General features: G+C 65.6%; 20 protein-coding genes. 12 read left to right on the forward strand and 8 right to left on the reverse strand.

Annotated elements, in window-relative coordinates; genetic code table 11:
* Nucleotides 1-23: 23 nt before the first annotated feature.
* On the reverse strand, nt 24-530 hold the full coding sequence (locus VGV41_RS03580) for a MarR family winged helix-turn-helix transcriptional regulator (protein WP_326862280.1): 507 nt from the start codon (nt 528-530) through the stop codon (nt 24-26).
* Nucleotides 531-751: 221 nt separating this feature from the next.
* On the opposite strand from VGV41_RS03580, the gene VGV41_RS03585 reads away from it, so the two are divergent.
* Nucleotides 752-1,702, forward strand: a complete 951-nt coding sequence (locus VGV41_RS03585; protein WP_326862281.1) for an MBL fold metallo-hydrolase — start codon at nt 752-754, stop codon at nt 1,700-1,702.
* 196 nt (nt 1,703-1,898) lie between these two features.
* On the opposite strand, the gene VGV41_RS03590 is transcribed toward VGV41_RS03585, so the two are convergent.
* Nucleotides 1,899-2,210 (reverse strand): hypothetical protein, encoded by a 312-nt coding sequence (locus tag VGV41_RS03590; protein ID WP_326862282.1) that lies wholly within the window; start codon nt 2,208-2,210, stop codon nt 1,899-1,901.
* Nucleotides 2,211-2,546: 336 nt separating this feature from the next.
* Between VGV41_RS03590 and cysS the strand changes: the two genes are divergently transcribed.
* From cysS to VGV41_RS03610, 4 genes are all read left to right on the forward strand, one after another.
* Nucleotides 2,547-3,953 carry a cysteine--tRNA ligase gene (gene cysS / locus VGV41_RS03595; protein WP_326862283.1) on the forward strand — a complete coding sequence of 469 codons (1,407 nt, stop codon included), beginning with the start codon at nt 2,547-2,549 and terminating at the stop codon, nt 3,951-3,953.
* Nucleotides 3,950-4,450 carry a GNAT family N-acetyltransferase gene (locus VGV41_RS03600; RefSeq protein WP_326862284.1) on the forward strand — a complete coding sequence of 167 codons (501 nt, stop codon included), beginning with the start codon at nt 3,950-3,952 and terminating at the stop codon, nt 4,448-4,450. The genes cysS and VGV41_RS03600 overlap by 4 nt, the downstream gene beginning before the upstream one ends.
* Before the next feature lie 109 nt (nt 4,451-4,559).
* Nucleotides 4,560-6,155: a citramalate synthase gene (cimA, locus tag VGV41_RS03605; protein ID WP_326862285.1), complete on the forward strand. Its 1,596-nt coding sequence runs from the start codon at nt 4,560-4,562 to the stop codon at nt 6,153-6,155.
* Nucleotides 6,156-6,199: 44 nt separating this feature from the next.
* On the forward strand, nt 6,200-6,577 hold the full coding sequence (locus VGV41_RS03610; RefSeq protein WP_326862286.1) for a VOC family protein: 378 nt from the start codon (nt 6,200-6,202) through the stop codon (nt 6,575-6,577).
* A gap of 63 nt (nt 6,578-6,640) precedes the next feature.
* Here the strand turns inward: VGV41_RS03610 and VGV41_RS03615 are convergent, their stop codons facing one another.
* A complete protein-coding gene (locus tag VGV41_RS03615; protein ID WP_326862287.1) occupies nt 6,641-7,246 on the reverse strand; it encodes a TIGR00730 family Rossman fold protein in 606 nt (201 codons plus the stop codon).
* 176 nt (nt 7,247-7,422) lie between these two features.
* Here VGV41_RS03615 and VGV41_RS03620 point away from each other — a divergent pair, with 176 nt between their 5' ends.
* The 3 genes from VGV41_RS03620 (at nt 7,423) to VGV41_RS03630 (ending at nt 10,604) form a co-directional block, all read left to right on the forward strand.
* Nucleotides 7,423-9,372 carry an ABC transporter ATP-binding protein/permease gene (locus VGV41_RS03620; protein WP_326862288.1) on the forward strand — a complete coding sequence of 650 codons (1,950 nt, stop codon included), beginning with the start codon at nt 7,423-7,425 and terminating at the stop codon, nt 9,370-9,372.
* A gap of 116 nt (nt 9,373-9,488) precedes the next feature.
* Complete coding sequence (locus VGV41_RS03625) at nt 9,489-9,896, forward strand: endonuclease domain-containing protein (RefSeq protein ID WP_326862289.1); 408 nt, start codon at nt 9,489-9,491, stop codon at nt 9,894-9,896.
* A 6-nt stretch (nt 9,897-9,902) separates the two neighbouring features.
* Entirely contained in the window at nt 9,903-10,604 is a 702-nt protein-coding gene (locus VGV41_RS03630) for a phosphatidylserine decarboxylase (protein WP_326862290.1), read from the forward strand.
* A gap of 27 nt (nt 10,605-10,631) precedes the next feature.
* Here the strand turns inward: VGV41_RS03630 and oxlT are convergent, their stop codons facing one another.
* Nucleotides 10,632-11,873, reverse strand: a complete 1,242-nt coding sequence (gene oxlT / locus VGV41_RS03635) for an oxalate/formate MFS antiporter (protein ID WP_326862482.1) — start codon at nt 11,871-11,873, stop codon at nt 10,632-10,634.
* 233 nt (nt 11,874-12,106) lie between these two features.
* Here oxlT and pssA point away from each other — a divergent pair, with 233 nt between their 5' ends.
* A complete protein-coding gene (gene pssA, locus VGV41_RS03640; protein WP_326862291.1) occupies nt 12,107-12,997 on the forward strand; it encodes a CDP-diacylglycerol--serine O-phosphatidyltransferase in 891 nt (296 codons plus the stop codon).
* Here pssA and VGV41_RS03645 read toward each other — a convergent pair.
* Genes VGV41_RS03645 through VGV41_RS03660 form a run of 4 tightly spaced genes read right to left on the reverse strand, consistent with a single transcriptional unit; the run spans nt 12,960 to nt 16,631 of the window.
* On the reverse strand, nt 12,960-14,030 hold the full coding sequence (locus VGV41_RS03645; protein ID WP_326862292.1) for a hydroxyacid dehydrogenase: 1,071 nt from the start codon (nt 14,028-14,030) through the stop codon (nt 12,960-12,962). The two genes, pssA and VGV41_RS03645, sit on opposite strands and share 38 nt — an antisense overlap.
* A gap of 44 nt (nt 14,031-14,074) precedes the next feature.
* Nucleotides 14,075-14,737, reverse strand: a complete 663-nt coding sequence (locus tag VGV41_RS03650) for a glutathione S-transferase family protein (protein WP_326862293.1) — start codon at nt 14,735-14,737, stop codon at nt 14,075-14,077.
* A gap of 17 nt (nt 14,738-14,754) precedes the next feature.
* The gene (locus VGV41_RS03655; RefSeq protein WP_326862294.1) at nt 14,755-15,117 is read right to left on the reverse strand and encodes an AprI/Inh family metalloprotease inhibitor; all 363 of its coding nucleotides are present in this window, start codon (nt 15,115-15,117) and stop codon (nt 14,755-14,757) included.
* Nucleotides 15,118-15,134: 17 nt separating this feature from the next.
* Nucleotides 15,135-16,631, reverse strand: coding sequence for a CoA-acylating methylmalonate-semialdehyde dehydrogenase (locus tag VGV41_RS03660; RefSeq protein ID WP_326862295.1), 1,497 nt, complete (start codon nt 16,629-16,631; stop codon nt 15,135-15,137).
* 226 nt (nt 16,632-16,857) lie between these two features.
* Here VGV41_RS03660 and VGV41_RS03665 point away from each other — a divergent pair, with 226 nt between their 5' ends.
* The 3 genes from VGV41_RS03665 (at nt 16,858) to VGV41_RS03675 (ending at nt 20,549) form a co-directional block, all read left to right on the forward strand.
* Nucleotides 16,858-17,649 carry a motility protein A gene (locus VGV41_RS03665; RefSeq protein ID WP_326862296.1) on the forward strand — a complete coding sequence of 264 codons (792 nt, stop codon included), beginning with the start codon at nt 16,858-16,860 and terminating at the stop codon, nt 17,647-17,649.
* A 20-nt stretch (nt 17,650-17,669) separates the two neighbouring features.
* Nucleotides 17,670-18,494: a flagellar motor protein MotB gene (locus tag VGV41_RS03670; protein ID WP_326862297.1), complete on the forward strand. Its 825-nt coding sequence runs from the start codon at nt 17,670-17,672 to the stop codon at nt 18,492-18,494.
* A 135-nt stretch (nt 18,495-18,629) separates the two neighbouring features.
* Nucleotides 18,630-20,549 (forward strand): potassium transporter Kup, encoded by a 1,920-nt coding sequence (locus tag VGV41_RS03675; protein WP_414705052.1) that lies wholly within the window; start codon nt 18,630-18,632, stop codon nt 20,547-20,549.
* Nucleotides 20,550-20,848: the final 299 nt, after the last annotated feature.

The raw sequence follows: 20,848 nt of genomic DNA on the forward strand, positions 1-20,848 counted from the left end.
GGCAGCGGCAGCGGTGGTGCAATCTAGCGGCCCCGTTGCGGATTGGCGATATCGGCGGCGAGTTCGCCGGCCTTGTCGATAAGCGTAGTGAGCGCCCGCTCGAGCGCGGCGCGGTCGGCGGCGCCGAGCGTCGCCAGGAGCTTGTCGGCAAAGCGCATGGCGACCGGCGCGATCTCCTCGTACATGTCGCGACCGGCCGGCGTCAGCGACAGGAACGCCTCGCGCAGGTCGGCGCGGTTGGCCTTGCGCGCGATCAGCTTGCGCTTCTCGAGCTGCGCGACCGCGCGTGAAACCTTGGTCTTGTGCATGAAGCTGTACGCACCGATGGCCTTCGCGGTCATCATGCCGGACTCGCCGAGCGTGACGATGACGCGCCATTCCGGCACGCCGATGCGGTAGTCGGCATAGATCCGCGACAGCGCCGCCGACACGAGATTGGAGCAGACGTTGAGGCGGTGAGGCAGAAAGTCCTCGAGCTTGATGACCGGCTCGGGACCGCCCGCGGCGCGCTCCGCACTATCCTCGACCATCGTCCCGTAAAGCCCTGCACGATTGCAGCGGGATGGCGGGCGAGCCTCGCGCGCCGCCGCCATCGCGCGGCGACGACTGTGGACGAAGTTGCGACCGGGCGCAACGAATTTGCCGGGAGGCTTTGCTTTCGGTCACATCGGACGCCGTCGCGCCCGGCCGCCGCCTCCGTGGTCGCAGCGGACGTGGTACGCTGCCGTTCCGGCTGACCGACAGGACCGTCATGAGCAGGGCTTTCGCCTCCAGCGACGATCTCGGCGACAAGAAGGTCGCGTTCGACCAGATCGGGCCCGGCCTGTACGCGTACACTGCCGAAGGCGATCCGAACTCCGGCGTCATCGTCGGTGACGATGCCTGCCTGGTCGTCGACGCGCAGCCGACGCCGGCGATGGCGTCCGATCTCATCGCGCGCGTCGCCAAGGTCACCGACAAGCCGATCCGCTATGTGCTGCTGACGCATTATCACGCGGCGCGCGCGCTCGGCGCCTCCGCCTTCAAGAACGCCGAGATTCTTGCCTCCGACGCGACGCGCGCGCTCATCGCCGAACGTGGCAAACAGGATATGGACTCCGAGATCGGCCGTTTCCCGCGCCTGTTCCGGACGGCCGGCACGATCCCCGGCCTCACCTCGCCAACGGTCACTTTTCCCGACCAGATATCGATCTGGCTCGGCCGCCGCGAGGTGCGCATCATGCATATCGGCCGCGGCCACACCGCCGGAGACGTGATCGCCGCCGTGCCTGACTGCGGCGTCGTCTTCGCCGGCGATCTCGTCGTCAGCCAGTGCGCCTGTTCCTGCGGCGATGCGCATTTCACCGATTGGCCGCAGACTTTGGACATTCTCGCCGAGATGCAGCCAGCCGCCTTGCTGCCCGGCCGCGGCGCCGCGCTGACCACTCCGGAGACCGTGAAGGAGGGGATCAACGCGACCGCGGATTTCCTCGAGACGCTTTATGGCTCGGTGCAGGACAGCGTCGCCAAGGGCCGGTCGCTCAAGGACGCCTTCATTTTCGCGCGGCTGGCGATGGACCCGAAATACAAGAGCCTGGTGCTCTACGAGCACGCGCTGCCGTTCAACGTCGCGCGCGCCTATGACGAGGCACGTGGCATCGAATGGCCGACGATCTGGACAGCGGAGCGCGACCGCGAGATGTGGGCGGCGCTGCAGGCTTGAATGAACGGGTGGCCGTGGCGCGCCGATCCTCGGTTGTCATGGCCGGGCTTGTCCCGGTCATCCCGATAAAGGTGGCACAGCGCCTTCTAAGCGGGATCGCCGGGACAAGCCCGGCGATGACAAGAGAAGGTTGGGGGCTCGCACGCCTTTCGATGCGCGCCTTGCGGCGCACGCCTCAGGATACGGAGAAATCCAGTTACCGCGTGCAGACGATGGCGACGAGATTGCTGCATTTGCCGCCGCGGCAGTCGCCGGATGCGCCGCCCGGGATGGCGCCGGTGATGTCGTCGCGATCGACCTTGCGATAGCTTGCGGCCGAAGCGAACTGGTGCGTCTGGCAATAGGTGTTGGCGACCGGCTGGCCGCAATGCTCGCCGTTGGCGAGGCAGCGGTCGACGCCGTAGCCGTCGGCGTCGTTGGGAATGATGAACATGCGACGCTCCGCCTGCGCCGCGTGCGCGGCGGCAAGGAGGGACACGCCGAGGAGGCCGGCCAGAATGGTCCGCATGAGTTCGCCCGAGAGATGCGTCGAATGGCGCCCCAGAGCGCCCGAAGGAAGGATGCAGGGAAATGCTTAAGCCGGCCTTAACCCTGCGGGACGCGGGGCTTTAGGGGCCGGCCGAGGCCGAATTGGGGCAGGCGAGGGCCGGAAACGCCCGAGACCGGCCCTTGACGCCGCGCCGTCCACAACCCATTGTGCCGCCGAAATGTACGGCCTCGAAACCAACGGCGGCATCTGCCGCATTATTATTCGCTAGCGACCATCGCTGGCTCGGCCGTCTATTCTCTCAACCCTTGAGATCCTGACAGACGCCCGGCCAGCGCGGCCGACGGGTGTTGTCTCATGGCGGTTGAGCTCAAGCTCTACGATACGCTGACGCGCGAGAAGCGGGTGTTCCAGCCTTTGGACCCCGCCAATGTGCGCATGTATGTGTGCGGGCCGACGGTCTACGACTTCGCCCATATCGGCAATGCGCGGCCGGTCATCGTCTTCGACGTGCTGTTCCGCCTGCTGCGGCACATCTACGGCGAGCGCCACGTCACCTACGTGCGCAACATCACCGACGTCGACGACAAGATCAACGCGCGCGCGGCCGAGCGCGGCGTCGACATCCGCCAGTTGACGGAAGAGACCTACACAAATTTCAAATCGGACGTGGCGGCGCTCGGCTGCCTGCCGCCGACCGTCGAGCCGCGCGCGACCGAGCACATCGAGGAGATGAAGACGCTGATCGAGCGGCTCGTCGCGGGCGGGCACGCCTACGTCGCAGAAGGCAACGTGCTGTTCAACGTGCCGTCGATGGCGGACTACGGCCGGCTGTCCAAGCGGCCGCTCGACGAAATGATCGCCGGCGCCCGTGTCGAGGTCGCGCCCTACAAGAAGGACGCGCAGGACTTCGTGTTGTGGAAGCCGTCGAAGCCGGGCGAGCCGGGATGGGCTTCGCCCTGCGGCATCGCTGCGCCGGGCCGGCCGGGCTGGCACATCGAATGCTCGGCGATGGCCTGGAAGCATCTCGGCGAGACCTTCGATATCCATGGCGGCGGCATCGATCTCGTCTTTCCGCACCACGAGAACGAAATCGCGCAATCGCGCTGCGCCTTCCATACGCAGGTCATGGCCAATTACTGGATGCACAACGGCTTCCTGCAGGTCGAAGGCGAGAAAATGTCGAAGAGCCTCGGCAATTTCTTCACCATCCGCGACCTGCTCAAGGACTGGCCGGGCGAGGTGCTGCGCTTCAACATGCTGCGCACGCACTACCGGCAGCCGATCGATTGGACGGTGAGCGGTTTGAATGAGTCCGCAAACGCGCTCCGTCATTGGGCCAACATTCTGGAGCGTCATAAGACATCGTTTAACTCGGGAATCGAACCAGAGCGCGGCGTATTAAAAGCTCTGTTGGATGACCTCAATACTCCGATGGCGCTAGCCGAGATGCATAAACTCGCAGATCACGCTAGAAAAGGTGACCATCAAGCCGCGCAGAAACTTCATAGCACTGGTGAATGGCTTGGAGTTATCACGCATGCAGTGATGTCATCCGCAAGCATTGCGGCTATTAGCGAAGCCGCGGCGCAACTGGTGCCAGAAGACCGCAAGCAAGAAATTCAAAGATTGATCGACGCCCGCACCGCGGCGCGCAAGGCCAAGGACTTCAAGGAGTCCGACCGCATTCGCGACGAGCTCGCCGCCATGGGCGTCGTGCTCAAGGATTCGAAGGACGGCACGACCTGGGAGATCGCGCGATGAGCGCCGTCGCCAATCCGCAATTCGCGCTGCGGCCGTTCCTTGCCGAGGACGCAGCCGTCGTCGCAGAGATATTCCGCTCCTCGATCGCCGAATTGACCGGCGACGACTACAGCGAGGCGCAGCAGGCAGCATGGGCTTCCACCGCTGACGACGTCGCAAACTTCACCAAGAAACTCGGCCGGCAGCTCACGCTCGTCGCCACCATGAGCGGCTCGCCGGTCGGCTTCGCCTCGCTCGAAGGCCGCGACAAGGTCGACATGCTCTACGTGCATCCGGGCGCGGCAGGGCACGGCGCCGGCGCCATGCTCGCCGACGCGCTGGAGAAGCTCGCCGGCGGGCGCGGCGCGGAGAAATTGACCGTCGACGCCAGCGATACGGCGCGCGGCTTCTTCGAGAAGCGGGGCTATGTCGCGCAGCAGCGCAATTCGATCTCGATGGGCGACGAGTGGCTCGCCAACACGACGATGAGCAAACAGCTCAAGGGGCCCAAGCCATGAAGCGACCGGACACGCCGTTCCCGCGCCACTGGCTCTATTACATCGTGCTCAAGGTCGCGATCATCGTGGCGGCGATCGCCGTCGCTACCAAGTATTTCGGATTATGGTGATGGCGAAAGAGCGCCTCTATCTCTTCGACACGACGCTGCGCGACGGCGCGCAGACGAACGGCGTCGACTTCACGCTCGCCGACAAGCTCGCCATCGCGGCGATGCTCGACGAGCTCGGTATCGATTATGTCGAAGGTGGCTATCCGGGCGCCAATCCGACCGACACGGAATTGTTCGGCACGAAGCGCAAGCTCAAGAGCACCTTCACCGCGTTCGGCATGACGCGGCGGCCCGGCCGCTCGGCCTCGAACGATCCCGGCCTGGCGCTGCTGCTCGACGCGCAGGCCGACGCCATCTGCTTCGTCGCGAAGTCGTGGGACTATCATGTGAAGGTGGCGCTCGAGACGACCGGCGAGGAGAACATCGCCTCGATCCGCGACAGCGTGCGCGCGGCGCAGGCGAAGGGCAGGGAAGTGCTGCTCGATTGCGAGCACTTCTTCGACGGCTACAAGGCCAACCCCGATTACGCGCTCGCCTGCGCCAAGGCGGCGTACGAAGAGGGCGCACGGTGGGTGGTGCTGTGCGACACCAATGGCGGCACGCTGCCGCACGAGGTGGAGCGGATCGTCGGCGACGTGGTCAAGGTCATTCCCGGCGACCACGTCGGCATCCACGCGCACAACGACACCGAGCAGGCGGTGGCGAACTCCTTCGCCGCGGTGCGGGCCGGCGCCCGGCAGATCCAGGGCACGCTCAACGGGCTGGGCGAGCGCTGCGGCAACGCCAATCTCGTCTCGATCATCCCGACGCTGAAGCTGAAGGCGGACTACGCCGACCGCTTCGACATCGGCGTCTCGGACGCGGCGCTGCACCGGCTGGTGCACATCTCGCGCGCGCTCGACGAGCGGCTCAATCGCGCGCCGAACCGCCACGCGCCTTACGTCGGCGACAGTGCCTTCGTCACCAAGGCCGGCATCCACGCCTCGGCGATCATGAAGGATCCGGCGACCTACGAGCATGTGCCGCCGGAGAGCGTCGGCAACCGGCGCAAGCTGCTGGTGTCGGAGCAGGCCGGCAAGTCGAACGTGCTCGCCGAGCTCGAGCGTGTCGGCATCAAGGCCGACAAGGACGATCCGCGCATCGGCCGGCTCCTGGAGATCGTCAAGGAGCGCGAGGCGATCGGCTACGCCTACGAGGCGGCGGACGCGTCGTTCGAGCTATTGGCGCGGCGTACGCTGGGCGCGGTGCCGAACTATTTCGACGTGACGCAGTTCGATGTCACCGTCGAGCAGCGCTACAACGCGGTCGGCGAACAGGTCACCGTGGCCATGGCGGTGGTCAAGGTAAAGGTCGGCGAGGAGAGTACGATCTCCGCGGCGGAAGGCAACGGTCCGGTCAATGCGCTCGACCAGGCGCTGCGCAAGGATCTCGGCAAATATCAGAAATACATCGAGGGTCTGTCACTCACCGATTTCCGCGTGCGTATCCTCAATTCCGGCACCGAGGCGGTGACGCGCGTGCTGATCGAGAGCGAGGACGAGAACGGCGAGCGTTGGACCACCATCGGCGTGTCGGCGAACATCATCGACGCCTCGTTCCAGGCGCTGATGGATTCGGTGGTGTTCAAGCTGGTCAAGTCGGGGGCCCCGGTGTGACTTTTCTCTCTCCCCGCACGCGGAGGAGGTGAAGGAAGGACCTCATGATCGACCACGTTTCCGTACCCGTGCGCGATCTTGCAGCCAGCACCCGTTTCTACGAGGCGGTGCTCGGCACGCTCGGCTTCACCGCGCTGGAGAGACGTCCCGCCACCGTCGGCTTCGGCAAGCATTATGCCGAGTTCTGGATCAATTTGCGCAGCGACTTGCCTCCGGCATCGCCGACCAGCGGCGCACATGTCTGCTTTCGCGCCCGATCGACCGAACTGGTCGACGCCTTCCACGCCGCGGCGCTTAAGCATGGCGGCACATCCGACGGCGCTCCGGGCCTGAGGCCGCAGCACGGCGAGGGCTATTATGCCGCGTTCATCCGCGACCCCGACGGCAATCGCATCGAGGCGGTGACGTTCGTGAAGGGATGAAATCGCACGTGCGCCGGATGCGGCGCATCACTGCGTGCTGCACCGCGCCCGGGACACGAAGCCCTAAAGCCGCTCCGCCGCGGTCGGCTCCATCTTCTTGGCTTCTTCCGGCACCTTGGCGGCGAAATCGCGCAGCATCGGCAGGATCTCGCCGACGGTGTCGGTGACCAGCACGGTGAAGTCGAGGCGCGAATTGATGAATTCCAGCGCCTTCATGTGGTCGAACAAGGCGCAGAGCGGGTCCCAGAAGCCTTGCACATTGGCGAGCAGGATCGGCTTCTTGTGGCGGCCGAGCTGCATCCAGGTGATCTGTTCGACCACCTCTTCCAAGGTGCCGACGCCGCCGGGGAGGGCGACGAAGGCGTCGGCCATGTCGAACATCTTGCGCTTGCGCTCGTGCATGTCGCGCGTGACGATGAGCTCGTGCGTGCCGCGCAGGGCGCGCTCGCGCGACATCAGGAACTCTGGGATGATGCCGGTCACCTCGCCGCCGTGGTCGAGCACGGAGTTGGCGAGCGCGCCCATGATGCCGACGGCGCCGCCGCCGTAGATTAAGCCCACCTTCGCTTCGGCGAGGATGCGGCCAAACTCCTGGGCGGCTTTGACGTAGGCGGGATCGGTTCCAGGGCTGGAGCCGCAATAGACGCAGACTTTTCGGATGTCGCTCATCGGGACCGTTCTCGTGCCCCCTGCATGTGCGCTGCCGCGGCAGGACCGTCAAGGCGGCGAGGGATTTCGACCGATTCCAGCGAGGTTTATGCTGGCGGGAGGGTGATTACCGCCGGGAATCCGCCTATATGAAACCGCGGCGGCATTCGAGTTCCGCCGCCTGGTCCGGACCCTGAATGACTGCGAATCGCTCCCATCCCCCGGCACAACCGCCGCGGGCTCCCGATGACCGCGGCGCGCTGCTGCGCACGGTGATCAATCTCTGGCCTTATCTGTGGCCGGCCGGCCGCGGCGACCTCAAGCTGCGCGTGCTCGGGGCGCTGGTGCTGCTCCTCGCCGCCAAGCTCGCCACCGTCGCGGTGCCGTTCACGTTCAAATGGGCGACCGACGCGCTCATCGGGCACGGCTCGGCGCCGACTGAGGCCTCCAACTGGCTGATATGGACGGCGGCGGCGCCGATCGCGCTGACGCTCGCTTACGGCGCCATGCGCGTCTTGATGGCGGCGCTGACGCAGATGCGCGACGGCCTCTTCGCCAAGGTGGCGATGCACGCCGTGCGCCGGCTGGCCTATCGCACCTTCGTGCACATGCACGAGCTGTCGCTGCGCTTCCATCTCGAGCGCAAGACAGGCGGCCTGACGCGCGTGCTCGAGCGCGGCCGCAACGGCATAGAGACCATCGTGCGCATGGTCATCCTGCAGCTCGCGCCGACCATCATCGAGCTTGCGCTGATCGTCGGCGTGCTGGTCTGGCAGTTCGACTGGCGCTACGTCGCCGTCATTCTCGCCACCGTCGTGCTCTACATGGTCTACACGTATCTCGCGACCGAGTGGCGCATCGGCATCCGCCGCAAGATGAACGACAGCGACACCGACGCCAACGTCAAGGCGATCGACTCGCTTATCAATTACGAGACGGTGAAGTACTTCTCCGCCGAGGAGCGCGAGGCGACGCGCTACGACCGTTCGATGGCGCGCTACGAGGACGCGAGCGTGAAGGCCTATACCTCGCTCGCCGTGCTCAACGCCGGCCAGGCGATCATCTTCACGCTCGGGCTCGCCGCCGCCATGGTGATGTGCGCTTTCGAGATCCGCGCCGGCTCGAAGACAGTCGGCGATTTCGTGCTCATCAATTCGATGATGATTCAGCTCTACCAGCCGCTGAACCTGATGGGCATGGTCTATCGCGAGATCAAGCAGGCGGTGATCGACATCGAGTCGATGTTCGCGATCCTGGCGCGGCCGACCGAGATCAAGGATGCGCCGGACGCCAAGCCGCTCGCCGTGACGCACGGCACCATCCGCTTCGACAACGTCGCCTTCGCCTACGAGCCTGCGCGGCGCATCCTCAAAGGTCTGAGCTTCGAAGTGCCGGCGGGCAAGACGGTTGCGGTGGTCGGCCCGTCGGGAGCCGGCAAGTCGACGATCTCGCGGCTTTTGTACCGCTTCTACGATCTCTCCGGCGGGCGTATCACCATCGACGGCCAGGACATCGCGTCGGTGACGCAGAAGTCGTTGCGGCAGGCGATCGGCATGGTGCCGCAGGACACGGTGCTGTTCAACGACACCATCCGCTACAACATCCGCTACGGCCGGTGGGAAGCGAGCGACGCGGAAGTGGAGGAGGCGGCCTCGCTGACGCAGATCGACCGCTTCATCCGCCTGTCGCCGAAGGGCTACGAGACGGAAGTCGGCGAGCGTGGCCTCAAGCTCTCCGGTGGCGAAAAGCAGCGCGTCGCCATCGCGCGCACGATCCTCAAGGCTCCGCCGATCCTGGTGCTCGACGAGGCGACCTCGGCGCTCGACAGCCACACGGAAAAGGAAATCCAGGATGCCCTCGAGCGGGTCTCCAAGGGCCGTACCACGCTGGTGATCGCGCACCGGCTCTCGACCATCGTAAGCGCCGACGAGATTATCGTGCTCGATGGCGGCGAGATCGTCGAGCGCGGCACGCATCACGCGCTGCTGGCGCAGAACGGTCTCTACGCCAGCATGTGGAACAGGCAGCGCGAGGCGGAGGAGGCGCGCGAGCGGCTTGCCCGCGCCGGCGACGACGATGCCGCGCCCAACCGCAATCCCCCGCCGGCGGTGGTGGAGCCAGAGCCGCAAGTGACCGCGGCTGAATGAGCCCGCCGAGCGCGATGACAAGCGACTTTGCTTTGACCTCGCTGCAGGGCACTCTTCTTCCCCTCTCCCCTTGGGGGAGAGGGTGGTTCGGCCGAAGGCCGAACCGGGAGAGGGGTATGAAACGGGCGTTTGCAAAAGGCCTTCGCAGCCAAATGACCGATGCCGAGCACCGGCTCTGGTATCGGCTGCGCGCCCATCGCTTCCTCGATCTGAAATTCAAGCGGCAGGCGCCGATCGGACCGTATGTCGTTGATTTCGTCTGTCTCAAGTACAGATTGATCGTCGAAGTCGACGGCGGGCAGCATGCCGAGAATGCTGCTGACCGAAAACGCGATGCGCGGCTGACAAGTGAAGGCTATCGTGTGCTGCGATTCTGGAACGATGACGTATTGAAGCGCACCGACGTCCTGCTCGGCGAGATCGCAAGAGCGGTAACGCTCAGGCAAGAAAGAACCCCTCTCCCGGCGCGCTCCGCGTGCCACCCTCTCCCCCAAGGGGAGAGGGGAACCCGCACTCGTGGCTAACCCAAAATGTCCATCGTCCAATCCATCCGCAAGCAATTCGTGCCGATCACGCCGGAGGGCTATCCCTTCATCGGCGCCTTCGCGCTGGTGGCGCTGCTCCTGTTCTGGATCTGGACGCCGCTCGGCTGGCTCGGCACTCTGCTGACCCTGTGGTGCGTCTATTTCTTCCGCGATCCGCCGCGGGTGACGCCGGTGCGCGACGGTCTGGTGATTGCGCCCGCCGACGGGCTCGTCAGTCAGATCACCACCGCGGCGCCGCCGCGTGAGCTCGGCCTCGGTCCGACGCCGCTGCCGCGCATCTCCATCTTCATGAGCGTGTTCAACTGCCACGTGAACCGCAGCCCGGTCGCGGGCCGCGTCGAGAAGATCGTTTACACGCCGGGCAAGTTCTTCAACGCCGACCTCGACAAGGCGAGCGCCGACAACGAGCGCAACTCGCTGGTGATCGTCACCACGGCCGGTCCGCGCATCGCGGTGACGCAGATCGCCGGGCTGGTCGCCCGGCGTATCGTCTGCTTCGTCAAGGAAGGCCAGCCGGTCGGTGTCGGCGAGCGCTTCGGCATGATCCGCTTCGGCTCGCGCCTCGACGTCTATCTGCCCGAAGGCACGCCGCCGCTTGTGGCGGTCGGGCAGACCGCGCTTGCCGGCGAGACGGTGCTCGCCGATCTGATCGGAGGCGACGGCGGCCGTGCTTTCCGTGCCGGGTAGAGGTCAGCGCGGCCGCCGTGCGCCCCCTCACGCCGCCGCGTAGCGTTTACGCAGCGGCTTGAGCGCGAAGAACGCGAGCAGCCCCGTCAGGGCATCCATCGTGATGATGATGGCGAAGACCGGCAGCCAGGTGCCGGTCTTGTCGTGCAAGAGCGCGGCGAGCGGCCCGCCGAGCACCGAGCCGATGCCCTGCGCGATGTACAGCACACCGTAATTGGTGGTGGCGTGTCTGGTCCCGAAGGTGTCGGTCAGCGTCGACGGGAACAGCGAGAAGATCTCGCCCCAGCCGAAGAACACGACGCCGGAGAGCAGCGCGAAGACGAGCGCGTCGTTGCGCAAGAGCACCATCGCCGTGACGGCGGCCGCTTCCATCAGGAAGGCGATCGCCATCGTGTTCTCGCGGCCGATGCGGTCCGACACCCAGCCGAAGAACGGTCGCGTCGCGCCGTTGGTGATGCGGTCGATCGACAGCGCCAGCGGCAGCGCCGCCATGCCGAGCACGACCACGTCGGCGACGCCGAAGGCGCGCGAGAAAGCGGCGAACTGCGAGATGATCATCAGGCCGCCGGTCGACATCATCGTCATCATGACGAACATCAGCCCGAACACCGGCGTCTTGATCATCTCGCCCGGTCCGATGCTCTTGCCCGAGGACATGACGGCCGGCGCCGGCAGCGCGTCGTCGGCGGTCGGCATGCGCATGGCGAGCGCCGCAACCGCACCGACCACGCCGAGAATGCAGCCGAAGACCACCAACGTGTGCTGGTAGCCGGACGCCTTGATCATCGTGTCGATCGGGAATGTGGTGAGGATGGCGCCGAAGCCATAGCCGGCCGCGACCATGCCGGTGGCGAAGCCGCGGCGGTCGGGGAACCAGCGCACCATCAGCCCGACGATGCCGACGTAGACGATGCCGGTGCCAAGCCCGCAGAGCAGGCCGTAGGTCAGGTACAGCCCGGTCAGGCTGTGCACATAGGCGGTGGCGACCCAGCCGGCGCCCGAGAGCAGGCAGCCGATGGCGATGAGCAGGCGCGGCCCGAACTTGTCGATGAGATAGCCCTGCAGCGGCGAGAAGAAGGTCTGCAGCACGATCACGAGCGAGAAGGTGATCTGGATCGCCGGGAGGCCGACGCCGAGGCTGGTCTGCAGCGGCTTGGTGAACAGGGTCCAGACATATTGCGGGCTGGAGATCGACATCATGGCGACGAGGCCGAGCCCGAGCTGGACCCACCGCGTCGAGGAGCTCGCGGCGGAAACGGTCGGGGACATGGTGGAAACGGACACGGGCAAACTCCTGAGGAATCGGGAGGGGTTCCGATCCGGTGTCGCAAAATACGGGCCAGCGTCCGGCGACGGCCTAATCGACTGAATTATCGGTAGTTTTCTGCATGAAACGGGTTCGCAGGCGCCGTGCCAGGCGCCGCTGCCCAAGTCTTCAGCGCCCGTTCATTGTTTTTGGGCAATGGCTTCGAAAAGCCATCGAGCACGCTATATTCGCCACCATGGTGTTCCAACCCATCGATCCGGCCCCGCCGCGTTTCCGCCGCCGCTTCAAGGCGATCCCGGTGCGCACGCTGCTGCCGAACATGATCACGCTGCTGGCGCTGTGCGCCGGGCTCACCGCCATCCGCATGTCGGTCGAGAACCGTCTCGACCTGGCGCTGGCGGCGATCGTCTTTGCCGCGCTGCTCGACGGCATCGACGGCCGCGTCGCGCGCATGCTCAAGGGCACGTCGCGCTTCGGCGCCGAACTCGACAGCCTCGCCGACTTCGTCAATTTCGGCGTCGCGCCGGGCCTCATCCTCTACTTCTGGGGCCTGCACGAGCTGAAGTCGGTCGGCTGGATCGCGGCGATGGTCTTCGCGCTGTGCACGGCGCTGCGGCTCGCGCGCTTCAACGTGATGATCGACGATCCGAACAAGCCGCTTTGGGCCGCCGACTTCTTCACCGGCATTCCGGCGCCGGCCGGCGCCATTACCGTGCTGCTGCCGACCTATCTCTATTTCCTTGGCGTGCCGAACGGCCTGGTCACCGCCTGGGTGGTGCTGATCTACACGCTCGCGATCGCGTTCCTGATGGTGTCGCGTCTGCCGGTCTTCTCGGGCAAGCGGGTGGGCAAGCGCGTGCCGCCGGAAGGTGTGCTGCCGGTATTCGTCGCGGCGGTGCTCTTCGTCGCGCTGCTGATCAGCTATCCGTGGATCGTGCTGAGCATCGGCACCATCGCCTATCTCGTGGTGCTGCCGCTCGGCTGGCGGTCGTATCAGAACAATCTGCGGCGCGACGCCGCCTCCGCGCAGGCGGCGCGGGCCGCCGCGGCGGCGCCAAGCGAGAGTCTCGCGCCGGCGCCTGGTTCGATCACAGACGATGAAGAACGTCCGGCGCGGCTGAACTGAGCCCCAGGATCGCCTCGAAACGCGCGCGATAGGCCGGCAATGCCTCGGGGTTGACGAGCCGCGGGGGCCGGCCGCCCTTGAGCAGGCCGACGATCTGCTCGGCCGCCTGCGCTGCCATGTTGCGGCGCGCTTCGACCGTCACGCCGGCCGTGTGGAACGTGGCGATGACGTTGTCGAGCGTCAGCAGCGGATGATCGAGCGGCGGTGGCTCGCGGTCCCAGACATCGACGCCGGCGCCGCCAAGGCGGCCGGATGCGAGCGCCGCGTACAATGCGGCCTCATCGACGATGCCGCCGCGCGCCGTGGTCACCAGCATCGCCCCCTTCTTCATGCGACCGAAGGCGCGCTCGCTGATCATGCCCAAAGTCTCGGCCGTGCGCGGACAGTGAACGGAGACGAAATCCGATTGCGCCAGCAGGTCGTCGAGGGCCGCTGGCCGCGCGCCGCGCGCGACGATCTCATCCGCGGCGACGTAGGGATCGTAGGCGAGCACGGTCATGCCGAAGGCGTCAGCCAGCCGCGCGACCCGCGTGCCGACATGGCCGATGCCGACGATGCCGAGAACCTTGCCCGCGATGTCGCAGCCCATCACCTCCTCGCGCGCAAAGCCGCGTTCGCGCCGCAGGCGGCGATCGCTTTCGCCGATGCGCTTCGACAGCGACAAGATCATGCCGAGCGTGTGCTCGGCGACGGCGCCCGCGTTCATGCCGGCCTGGTTGACGACAATGACGCCGGCCTTTGTGCAGGCGTCGACATCGACGGTGTCGTAGCCGGCGCCGCTCGTCGACACGCACAGGAGCTTGGGGCAGCGCGCCAGCAGGTCGGCGGTGGCAAACCACTGCCGCGGCAGTTCGTCTTTCGCCGACGAGATCAGATAGACATGCGCTTCCGCGAGGTCCGCCCAGATCCTGCCGTCCGCCGCCTCGCGTTGGCAGGTGCGCAGCGCGATGTCCGGTTCGCGCGCAAAGCGCTCGTCCATGGCCGGGTCGTAGGGAAAGTTGAAGCGGACGACGATCTTCGGATTTGCGGCCATGTCATTTCCGGAACGATGCCAACGAATGGCGGGACTCAAAAAAATCAGCGATTGCGATAGCCCTGCGTGCCGAAAGGATAGCCCGGCATAAGATCGTAGGGATGCGCCCAGCCGGGCAGGGCCCGCATGCGCTGGAGCCAGCTTGCAATCGCGGGGTAATCCTTGGCGATGTCGAAGCCGAACTCCTCCGCCGGATAATAGAGATAGCCAGTCAACGACACGTCGGCGGTAGTCGGTCTGTCGCCGACCAGGAACGGCGTCTTCTCCAGCCGCTTGTTGACGATGCCGAGCGCACCGAGCGCGCGCGCCTTGAACGCATCCATGACCGGGGGGGCGCCGGCTGGCTTGGCGAAGTTCTTCAAAAAGCGATACGGCCCGAGGAAGCCGTTGACCTTCTGATTGTCGAAGATGATCCAGCGCAGCGCCTCGAGTTCTTCGTCCTCGCCCTGCGGCTTGTACTGACCGCTGCGGTTGGCGAGGTAGGTGAGGATGACGCCGGACTGCGACAGCTTCTTTTCGCCATGCACGAGCACGGGCGCCTCGCCCATCTCGTTGACCTCGTCACGATAGGCCGGCGAGCGCTGGACCATCGTGCCGAAGAAATCCACCCACTTCGGCTCCCAGTCCGCGCCGATCAAATTGAGCATCAGCGCGGCGCGATAGCAGTTGCCGGACTGCGCGAAGCAATAGAGTTCGTATTCGGCCATCGGTCTCCCCGTTGTCGTTATCGCGTGAGCGTCACCTTGGTGCCGGCGACGGAGGTGCCGCTAAAGCGGTCGCCGGAGAAGGTGAGCGTTCCGAGCGGCTTCATTTCGTCGTCGCTGATGGTCAGGCCGTTCTCGCCGATGCTCCAGTGGCGGCTCAGGAAGAAGCGCTCGGGACAGCCGCCTTCCGGCGAGATCGTGCCGGTGAGCGCGCCGAGGCTACCTGCGAAAGTCATGGCGCAGGACGGCGCGCCGGGTGCGGTCAGCACCCAGTGCCCGTTCATGTCGCCGGGGGCGGGCGTGCTGCTCGCGGACAGGAGGCTCTGCCCGCCGGCGCAGCCGGCAAGCATCAGGGCGAAGCCTGCGGCGAGCGCCCGCTGCATTGCGCGCGCCGCCGCGCCTATTTCATCGTCGGGATGACGAACTCGGCGCCTTCCTTGGTGCCGGTCGGCCACCGCGAGGTGACGGTCTTGGTCTTGGTGTAGAAGCGGATCGAGTCCGGTCCGTGCTGGTTCAAGTCGCCGAAACCGGAGCGCTTCCAGCCGCCGAAGGTGTAGTAGGAGAGCGGCACCGGGATCGCGAAGTTCACGCCCACCATGCCGACTTCGACGCGGTTGACGAAATCGCGCGCGGTGTCGCCGTCGCGGGTGTAGATGGCGACGCCGTTGCCGTACTCGTTCTCGCTCGGCAGCCGTACCGCTTCCTCGTAATCCTTGGCGCGCACGACCGAGAGTACCGGCCCGAAGATCTCGTCCTTGTAGATCTTCATGTCCGGCTTCACATGGTCGAACAGGCAGCCGCCCATGAAGAAGCCGTTTTCGTAACCCTGCATCTTGAAGCCGCGCCCATCGACGACGAGCTTGGCGCCTTCCTTGACGCCGATATCGACGTAGTTTTTGGCGCGGTCGCGCGCCTGCTTGGTGACGAGCGGGCCGTAGTCGGCGCCCGCATCGGTGGAGGGGCCGATCTTCAGGTTTTCGACGCGCGGGATGAGCTTCTTCATCAGCGCGTCGGCCGTCTTCTCGCCAACCGGCACCGCGACGGAGATCGCCATGCAGCGCTCGCCGGCGGAGCCGTAGCCGGCGCCGATCAGCGCATCGACCGCCTGGTCCAGGTCGGCGTCCGGCATCACGATCATGTGGTTCTTGGCGCCGCCGAAACACTGCACGCGCTTGCCGTTGGCGCAGCCGGTGGCATAGATGTACTCGGCGATCGCCGAGGAGCCGACGAAGCCGATCGCCATCACGCGGCGATCGTTGAGCAGCGTGTCGACCGCTTCCTTGTCGCCGTTGACGACGTTGAAGATCCCGGCGGGCAATCCGGCTTCAAGGAAGAGCTCGGCGATGCGCATCGGCACGGACGGGTCGCGCTCCGATGGCTTCAGGATGAAGGCATTGCCACAGGCGATTGCCGGCGCGCATTTCCACAGCGGGATCATCGCCGGGAAATTGAACGGCGTGATGCCCGCGACGACACCCAGCGGCTGGCGCAGCGAATAGAGGTCAGTGCTGGGACCGGCGCTGGTGCTGTACTCGCCTTTCATCAAATGCGGGATGCCGCAGGCGAACTCGACCACTTCGAGGCCGCGCTGGATGTCGCCCTTGGCGTCGGGGAAGGTCTTACCGTGCTCGGAGGAGAGCAGGCGCGCGAGGTCGTCGTATTCCTTCTGCACCAGCTCGAGAAACTTGAACATCACGCGCGCGCGGCGCTGCGGATTGGTCGCGGCCCAGGCCGGCTGCGCGGCCTCGGCGTTGGCGATGGCGTGCTCGACCTCGGAATTCTTGGCCAGCGCCACTTTGGCTTGCACCTCGCCGGTATTGGGATCGAAGACGTCGCCGAAGCGCCCGGAGGTGCCCTTGACGGTCTTGCCGCCGATGAAATGACCGATCTCACGCATGGCTCTTCAGTTTCCTCCGCTGGCTTCTGGATCGCTCCGGCTTGGGGCCGGATTTCTCGCTGTTTTACCGCATTTTATGAGGGTGTCACCGGGCCGCCGTGAGGCGGGCACGGTTTTCCCTTCACCTTCGGTTAGGCTTTACCCCTCCTTAATAGCGGCAGTCTAGGGTCGGGCAGCGGCGGTGTTTTGACGCCGCCCGAGGGTCGGTGTCGGTCTGGGGTAAGGCATGGATATCGCAACGAGTTTGGGTCTCTTGTGCGGCGTCGCCGTCGTCAGCACCGTGATTCTGATGGGCGGCAACCTGGAGATGTTCGTTAGCGAGCATGCCTTCATCGTCATCTTCGGTGGATCGTTCGCCGCCACACTGATCCGCTTCCCGCTCACCTCGATGCTGCATGGGCTGCCGCTCGGCGCCAAGTTCGCCTTCACCATGCGTCGCATGACGCAGCGCGATCTGGTCGACGAGCTGGCCGGCATCGCCGACATCGCCCGCAAGCAGGGTCCGGTCGGCCTCGAAAAGGTCGAGGTCGAGGATCCGTTCCTCGCCAAGGGCATTCGCTTCGTCGCCGACGGCTACGACACCAGCTTCATCCGCGACAACCTCGAGCGCGACCGCGACAACTTCCTCACGCATCTCGATGAGGGCCAGAAGATCTATCGCGCGGTCGGCGACTGCGCCCCGGCCTTCGGAATGATCGGCACGCTCATCGGCATGGTGCAGATGTTCGCCAACATGACCGACCCCTCGAAGCTGGGTCCGTTCATGGCCGGCGCCTTGCTCGCGACGTTCTACGGCGCGGCGCTCGCCAACCTGTTCTGCCTGCCGATCGCCGACAAGCTGCACCTCAAACTCGTCGACGAGGAGATCAATCGCACGCTCATCATCGACGGCATCCTGATGATCCGCGAGGCGAAGAGCCCGGCGCTCGTGCGCGAAATGCTGCTCGCCTATCTGCCCGAGAAGCATCGCCACAGTGGTGAAGAGGAAGAAGGGGCCGGGGAGGCGGTCGCGGCCTGACGGGCGCGCCGGAGTAGCGTATGGCGAAACGCAAGGAAGCGCACGGCGGCGGGCACGGCTGGTTCGTGACCTTCGCCGACCTGATGGGCCTGCTCGTCTCGTTCTTCGTGATGCTGGTCGCCTTCTCGACGCAGGACCAGGCCAAATTGCAGGTCGTCGCCGGCTCGATGCGCGACGCTTTCGGCGTGCAGGACCACGTGCGCTATTCCGGCATCATCGAGGTGAACGGCCTGCCGACGCGGCCGAAGCTGAAGAACGCCGCGCATATCGACCCGTCGGAGGCCTCGGCGACGCCGTCGCCCGAGGAACACGATCACCAACGTACCTATGGCGCCCGCTTCAAGGCCGACAAGGGCTTCGCGCTTGCGGCGGCGTCGCTGCGGCAGGCGATGCAGGACATGCCCGACATCACCGAGGTCTCCAAGCATGTGATGATGGAGGAGACCAAGCAGGGCCTGAACATCGAGATCGTCGATCAGGACGGCCGCTCGATGTTCGCCGACGGCTCGAAGGAACCGAACCCGCGCACGCGCGAGCTCCTGGAGCGGATGGCGCCGGCGCTCAAGGCCATGCCGTACCGGATTTCCATCACCGGGCACACTGCAGCCAGCACCGCGCCGCAGCGGCCGGGCTATGGCTCTTGGGAACTTTCCGCTGACCGCGCCAACGCGGTGCGCGAGTTGCTAGCCGCCCAAGGCCTGCCGTCGGGACACATCTATATGGTCGCCGGAAAGGCGGACACCGAGCCATTGTTCCCGGACAACCCGTCGATGGCGCCCAACCGCCGCGTGACCATCACTTTGATGCGGGAAGACCCGCCGCTGCCGCCGGACTTCAAGCCGTAAGCATAAGCAACAGTGTCGGTTCGGTAGCCTATGGTTCCGGCGCGACGGGCTGTGGAAATAGGCAGGTATTATCTGCGTTGTCCCGATGCTATAAGGCCCCGCTTCCGGGGCCTTGGGCGGACGCGATAATACTGGATGACTGACGGTGTGAACGATCCGGCGGCCTCGATCGAGGCCACTGCGGCGAGCGGCCATGATGTCCGCCCGACCTTCCTGGCGCTTGCCTTGGGCAGCGTCGGCGTGGTCTTCGGCGACATCGGCACCAGCCCGCTTTATGCCTTCCGCGAAGCGGCGATCGTGGCGAGCGACGGCCACCCGGTGACGCGCGCGACCGTGCTCGGCGTGCTCTCGCTCATCCTGTGGGCGCTCATCGTAACGGTGACGCTGAAATACGTGCTGATCCTCCTGCGCGCCGACAATAACGGGGAGGGCGGCACCCTCTCGCTCACGGCGCTTGCGACGCGCGCGCTCGGACGGCGCACGACCTTCGTCTTCATCGTCGGCGTCATCGGCGCCTCGATGTTCCTCGGCGACAGCGTCATCACCCCGGCGATTTCCGTGTTGTCGGCGATGGAGGGGTTGAAGCTCGCGACGCCCGCCTTCAGTGAATATGTCGTACCGCTCACGGTGGTGATCCTGATCGGGCTGTTCGCCGCGCAGAGCCGCGGCACCGCCAAGGTCGCGGCCCTGTTCGGGCCGATCATGGTGGTCTGGTTCGTCTCGATCGCGGGTGCCGGCGCGCTGCATATCTTCGACGACCCGCACGTGCTCGTCGCCATCAACCCGCTCTATGGCATTTATTTCTTCGTCGATCACGGCGGCCTCGGGCTGGTCACGCTCGGCGCCGTGTTCCTGTGCGTCACCGGCGGCGAGGCGCTGTACGCCGACCTCGGGCATTTCGGCCGCAAGCCGATCCAGACCGCGTGGCTGGCGCTGGTGCTGCCGGCACTGCTCATCAATTACTTCGGGCAGGGCGCCAAGGTGCTGGCCGATCCGGCGGCGATCGAAAATCCCTTCTATCGCCTCGTGCCAGATCACTTCCTGCTGCCGATGATCGTGCTGGCCACGGCGGCGACGGTCATCGCCAGCCAGGCAGTCATTACCGGCGCCTATTCGCTGGTGCATCAGGCGATCCAGCTCGGCCTTTTGCCGCGGCTGACGATCCTGCACACGTCGGCTTCGCATGCGGGGCAGATCTACATTCCGCGCGTGACGGTTTCGCTCCTGATCGGCGTCCTGCTGCTGGTTGGTCTGTTCCGCACGTCGAGCGCGCTCGCTTCTGCCTACGGCATCGCGGTGGCGACGACGATGGTGGTGGACGGCACGCTCGCCTTCGTTGTCGTGTGGAAGCTGTGGCAATGGCCGCTGTGGCGATCGGTGGCCCTGATCCTGCCGTTCTTCATCGTCGACGTGACGTTCTTCTCGGCCAACTTGATCAAGCTTTTCGAAGGCGCCTGGGTGCCGATCCTGTTCGGCACGAGCATGGTGCTCCTGATCCTGACCTGGCGCCGCGGCTCCGGCATCCTCATCAACAAGACGCGGCGCACCGAGGTGCCGCTCGATACTCTATTCCGCAGCCTCGAGAAGAAGCCGCCGCATCTCGTGCCGGGCACGGCGGTGTTCCTGACCAGCGACCCGGAATTCGCACCGACCGCACTCCTGCATAACCTCAAGCACAACAAGGTGCTGCACGAGAGCAATGTCATCTTGACGGTGGTGACGGCGGACACGCCGCGCGTACGCGAAAGCGAGCGGGTGAAGATCACGCCCCTGTCGAAGCACTTCTCGCGCATCGCACTGAAGTTCGGCTACATGGAACAGCCCAACGTGCCGAAGGCGCTGGCCGTGGCGCGCAAGCAAGGCTGGCAGTTCGACATCATGTCGACGTCGTTCTTCCTGTCGCGGCGGGCCCTCAGGCCGTCGCCGCAGTCGGGGATGCCTGGCTGGCAGGACCACCTGTTCATCTGGCTGGCACGCTCGGCCAGCGACGCCACCGACTTCTTCCAGATTCCGACGGGGCGCGTTGTCGAAGTGGGCACGCAGGTGACGGTCTAGCGGAGCGCCGTCCACAATCGCACAACGGCGATTGTTGCATAAGTCATTGATATCACGCTGGAAATGTCGCAATGCGACTGCGTTTTTTGCATGGCTGCTCGCCGCGCGTTGCGGAATTCGCCGGTGTCGGGGGAAGGCCCCCCGGCTTATACCGGCGCCCGCGAGGCGTTATTGCACCGCAACATCACTGGCGCCTCTTCAGAGTTCATCCCAATGTCTCATAGTAATGTCGTCGGCAACGGCGGCTCGGCATCGCCCCAAGAATTCGGCGACGCGCCGGCTCAGCCCGGCTTCTGGAC

The sequence above is a fragment of the Pseudolabrys sp. genome, from assembly GCF_035943735.1.
In the GTDB taxonomy this organism is placed as follows: domain Bacteria; phylum Pseudomonadota; class Alphaproteobacteria; order Rhizobiales; family Xanthobacteraceae; genus Pseudolabrys.